We start from the raw sequence: 5,810 nt of genomic DNA, 5'->3' as shown, positions 1-5,810 counted from the left end.
GACGCTGATAGCGATCCGGTGACTCGCACCATGACAGTGACGTCTGCAGATGGCACGACTCATGACGTGGTCGTGACGATCACGGGCTCAGACGACAAAGCGATCATCACACCAGACCAACCGGGTGATGATAAAGGCGCGGTTCAAGAAGACGTAACGCTGACCACTGGCGGCAACCTAAACGTGGATGACCCTGATGCAGGTGAAGCGGTATTCCAACCGCAAACCGACGTTCAAGATGACAATTGGGGTACGTTCTCTATCGATGAGCAAGGTAACTGGACGTATAAGCTGAACAATAATCATCCAGACGTGCAAGCGTTAGGCGCCGATAGCGATCCGGTGATTCGCACCATGACAGTAACATCTGCGGACGGCACGACTCATGACGTGGTCGTGACGATCACGGGCTTAGACGACAAAGCGATCATCACACCAGACCAACCGGGTGATGATAAAGGCGCGGTTCAAGAAGACGTAACGCTGACCACTGGCGGCAACTTAAACGTGGATGACCCTGATGCAGGTGAAGCGGTCTTCCAGCCCCAAACCGACGTTCAAGATGACAATTGGGGTACCTTCTCGATCGATGAGCAAGGTAACTGGACGTATAAGCTGAACAATAGCCACCCAGACGTGCAATCGTTAGACGCCGATAGCGATCCGGTTATTCGTACCATGACAGTAACATCTGCAGATGGCACGACTCATGACGTGGTTGTGACTATTACAGGTAACAACGATGCTCCTGAATTTATTAGTGGAACGAATGATAGCCACGGCCTAGATGAAGATGGCAAAGCCGATACCGATAGTTACCAATTTAGCATTAATGAGAATGCTGTTGCTGGCGTAATTGGGCAGGTTGAGGCATTTGATGTCGATAAAGGTAGCAATGTAACTTATCAGTTAACCAACCATACTGACCTTTTTGAAATAAACAGTCACACAGGTGAGATCAGCGTTAAAAGTGGCGTAGTCTTTGACCATGAAACGTCAGATAGCTACCAACTATTGGTAGAAGCTGAAGACCAGTCTGGGGCAAAGGATACGGCTAACGTCAATGTCGTGATAAATGACATTAACGAAGCTCCAATCGCTGAAGATGACAAAGGTATTGAGAAAGAGACTAAGGTTTTAGATCACACGAACTGGGACGACAGTGCAGATATTAGTGTGGACTACTACATCGTTGATACCAACACAGGTAACAAAATCGGTGACGCTAACAAGGCGGATTACACTGGTGACGGTGGTACGCATAAGTATGGGGTTAGCTCTTCCTTAGATGGTGGTACGGATCAGGTAAAAGACGGTCAAATTGGATTCGATGATGCTACTTCACACAGTGAGGCTATGCGTTTCACTTTCGCTGATGGACAAGTCGCAGATCATGCTAAAGTTCAAGTTGAAAATCTTTGGAGCTCTTGGGAGCCTGGAGTTGAGCGCGGTGTTTGGAAGGCTTACTACAAAGGTGAGGTTGTCGCTTCGGGAGTATTTGAAGGAACTGGCAATCGTAAGCAAGTTGTAAGTATTGATGCGGATGGTCGATATTTTGATAGCATTGAAATGTCAGCCGTGGGTTACAAAGATGGCTTGGTTGATCCTAAGGGGTCGGAGTACTTTGTAACACAAGTTTCTGCCGATTTGACGAGCTTTGATGAGGACTATCAAACAACAGGAGCCGGTATTCTAGAGCTGGATGTGTTAGCGAATGATAGCGATCCAGACGGTGACGAACTGACTATTATTAACTACCCACAAACAGAATATCTAAACTTAATAGATGGCAAATTGGTGTTTGATGCAGCCAAATATCTTGAATCATTGCCAGAAGATCAGCGCACGATTAAGACTGGGGAAATAAAGGAATACTCATTTGAATACGTCATTGAAGATGCGGATGGTCTGACTGATAAAGCTGAAGTAACAGTGCATGTAGTAGGTGAGCCTATTTCATTGGATGATTCGCATATCATGCTCGATGAGTCTGCAGTTGGTGCGAGTTCTGGCGTACATGCTGAAGGTGATTTAGTTGCCAACCTTGGTTCTGCATCAGATGCTGAGTTCCGATTTGATTCTGAACAGAATCTGGAGACCGTTACCAGTGAAGGCAAGCCAGTGGTGTTTGAAGTGAGTGATGATCGCGGTACTTTAACCGGATATGTTGGCTCAGGTGATGATAAGGTCAAAGTCATTGAAGCGAGCATTGATGGTAAAACTGGGCATTATACCGTCGAGCAATATGAGCCAGTAGATCACTCGGAACTCGGTGCTGACACATTAGATATCCCTGTTAGCGTTCAAGTGGATGCGGGTGGCCGAGTTGAAAATGCAACTTTGCACCTTGGTGTTGTTGACTCTCTACCTTCAGTTAATTCAGAGCACCATGAAATCATGGATGTTGATCCACAAAACAACAGTGTTGTTATCGCGTTAGATGCATCGGGTTCGATGTGGGATGACATGGTTAAAAACGAGCAAGGCGTTGAAGTTACTCGCTGGGACCTAGCACGCAGTGCAATTAAGACCATGTTTGAAAAGTATGATGATCTTGGTGACGTTCGATTTAAGATTGCGACGCACTCAGGTTATCCAGATGGTCAAACGTCTGAATGGCTAGAATCTGTGGATGAGATTGATGCTTACTTGGATTCAATTGGTCGTGGTGGCTGGACGCCATATAGCCAAGCGATTGACCAGGTAAATGCTGCCTTAACTGACCTTAGCCAAGAAACAGATGACACTAGCAATCATCAGCTTTACTTTATTTCGGATGGTGCGCCAAGCGACTTCAATTCATGGACAAATACGTCAGATCCGGCATATACAGAGTTGCGCGAGAGCTTAATGAAGTGGTCTACAGCAGACGATTTTGAAAGTGAGCAGCGCTACGAGTACTTAGCTAATGGTTGGGATCAACCGACAGACGCTGAGCAAAGCATCATTCTTGAAAATGCGATGGATCGCAGTATCGATTCGAGTGGTGCATCTTTAGAGAACATCTGGTCAATTGGTATTGGCGCTGGTGCGGATATGAAATATCTAGAACCAGTTGCAACCGATAAAGGCTCTGCACTGGTAGTAACTGATGACTCACAAATAGAGGGGCTTCTGAACAAAACAGTATCAGGGCAGCTTCAGAGCAATCTTCTAGATGATATTAATGGCGATAGCCAATGGGTGGATCAAATTGAAGTTGATGGTGAAACCTATCATTACAATAAAGCTGATGGCACAGTAAGTGCCAGTAATGGGGCAATTATCTCTCTACACTCGTTAGCAGAGATCGACACAGAGCATGGTACGCTAACTCTTAACTTTGAAAATGGTCGCTATGACTACAAAGCGACGAATGTTAAGGGTCATCAACAAGAAAAATTCAATATCACCGTTCTCGATGCAGACGGCGATACCGCGACTGGTGAAGTGACAATCGATATTCGAGATCGCGCTCCTGAGTTTATTAGCAATACTGATGCAGATCAGACTCATGGAACCGATGTCAGCGGTATGCCAACTGCGGATAATGCAACTTTTAACGTTGCAGAGCAGGAAGCTGGATTGTTGGTGGGTAAGGTTAAAGCTTTCGACCCTGATGGTGCAGATACCATTAAATACGAGCTAAGTGGCGGTGATGCCAATTTATTCCGCGTAGATTCAAATAGCGGTGAGATTTGGCTTAAAGACGGAGTTAAGCTAGACCACTCTGTTCAGGATAGTTATCAGTTGGAAGTCACGGCGACGGATGGTACGGACAAAGACACAACTCAGGTCACTCTAAATGTAACTGAAAACCATGCCCCAACTTCATCGCCAGTACATGGCTTTGCTGAAATGGAAGACTTGCCGATTAACAAAGTGACGGTTGTGTTTGATGAATCAAACAGTATGACTCGCACATTTGATGGGCAAAATACCGTCGGTAGTGAGGCTACTGCACCCAAGACAGAATCAAGAGCTTACAAAGCTGCGGAAGCCCTTCACTCAATGGTTGAGAACATGATTGAAGAGGGTGGGCAATCCAATACTTACATTCGTTTGGTTCGCTTTGATGGAGATACGTCTACACAGAGCTGGTTAACTTTAGATCAAGTAGAGGAAATGAGCCGTCCGCCTTTGCTGAATGGACGTGATTCCAATGATCCTGAATATCTCAGCGAAGTTGCCTCTTACGTGAGTCAATGGTGTGATATTAATCACGGTACGAACACAGACTACAGCAAGGCACTAGAAGCCGTCATGGCCTTCAATGAAATAGGAACTCAATTCCCTTGGCAAGATGGCTTAGATGAAAACGGCAATTTTGATTGGGATCTGTACTTGAAAGAACAGCCAATCGAAAGTAAAGAGACCATATTCTTTATCTCTGACGGTGCACCAAACCCTAAAGAAGGTGAAACAGCAGCTCCAGATTTGAATGAACGATGGGAAGACTATAAGCAAACGCATGATGCCAAAGTTTATGGTATTGGTATTGCAACGTCAGACAATGAAAGTGCAGCCCAAGCACTGGAAGAATTGAGCGACCAAGTTGTATTTATCGATTCTGGCGAGCAGTTAGGCCAATTCCTCAATCATTTTTCACCTGAACCAATTGCTGGTGAGTTGCTGTCAGGAAGCCAAGATGCAGATGGCGACATCATGACAGTCTCTTTGGCTGATGGGGATTTCACTCTTTTAAGTGCTGATTTGCATGATGTCACCGTCGACCAAGACCTTGTTTTTTCGACGAGTCAAGTCGATGGGAGCTTACATGTTGAAACGGCATTTGGCTTGTTAGAGGTCGAGTCAAACGGCAGTTACAGCTTTACACAAAGTGATAGCTTTACCTTAGAAGGTAACCAACAAGTTGATCTTAACTTTCTCTTTAAAGTGTCAGACGGAAGAGGCGGGGTGAGTGACAACGCCTTTACTCTAACACTTAGTGAATCAGGTGCAGACGTCGCTTCTACTGAGCGTCATGCTGTCATGGGTAATGACCTGGTCAACTTGCTTGATGGTAGTGAGACTATTGATATCATGCTGGGACAAGACGGTGCAGATACCTTAAATGGCGCTGCAGGCGATGACATCCTAGTGGGTGGTCTTGGCAATGACATTCTCATCGGAGGTTTAGGGAATGATATCCTAACGGGAGGTGAAGGGAGCGATACGTTTACTTTCACCAATGAGTCTTTAAGTTCTGAAGCATCTATGGATGTCATCAAAGACTTTAATCTCGGTGAAGATAAATTAGACTTGAGTGATATTGTTTCACCAGCAGATGATGATGTGGCGGCCATGGAAGCCTTGTTGGATCACGTCAGCGCTAGTTTTGATGGTGAACAGGATACCCTCAACCTAACGATTACTAATGAGACAGGCCAATCTACATCGGTCGCACTGGAGCACTTCGACATGTCTGGCCTAGAACTGGGCGCATCAGCGACCTCGCATGAAATTGTTGACCAGTTGTTCCAACATCACGTGTTTACAACGGACTAATAATTTATCTTTGGCAAGATAACCATTAATGTTAAGCGGCATCTGAACTATTCAGATGCCGTTTTATTTTGGTTAATCCAGGGACTACATATTCTGATAACTCGGTCCACCGCCACCTTCTGGTGCTTTCCATGTAATGTTTTGCGATGGATCTTTGATGTCACAGGTTTTGCAATGCACACAATTTGCGGCATTGATTTGGAATATTCGCTCGCCTTCGACTTCTACCACTTCATACACGCCAGCAGGCTTTGTTGCGTAATTCGATGGAACTAAATCAGGAAGTTACGATCTGATCGGTTACATCAGTTAATCATCGTAGC

General features: G+C 45.4%; 1 protein-coding gene and 1 pseudogene. One reads left to right on the top strand and one right to left on the bottom strand.

Annotated features, from left to right (window positions below; genetic code table 11):
* Positions 1-5,487, top strand: a 5,487-nt coding sequence (locus R7O12_RS23415; protein ID WP_318126439.1) for a VCBS domain-containing protein, incomplete at its 5' end; no start/stop codon positions are given.
* Between the two features lie 84 nt (positions 5,488-5,571).
* On the opposite strand, the pseudogene R7O12_RS23410 reads toward R7O12_RS23415, so the two are convergent.
* A pseudogene (locus R7O12_RS23410) lies at positions 5,572-5,736 on the bottom strand (4Fe-4S dicluster domain-containing protein); the annotation flags it as partial.
* Positions 5,737-5,810 lie beyond the last annotated feature (74 nt).

Source organism: Vibrio sp. Vb1574 (assembly GCF_033338675.1).
Note: the sequence above shows the minus strand (reverse complement) of the source record. Positions and strands in the feature narration are given on the sequence as shown.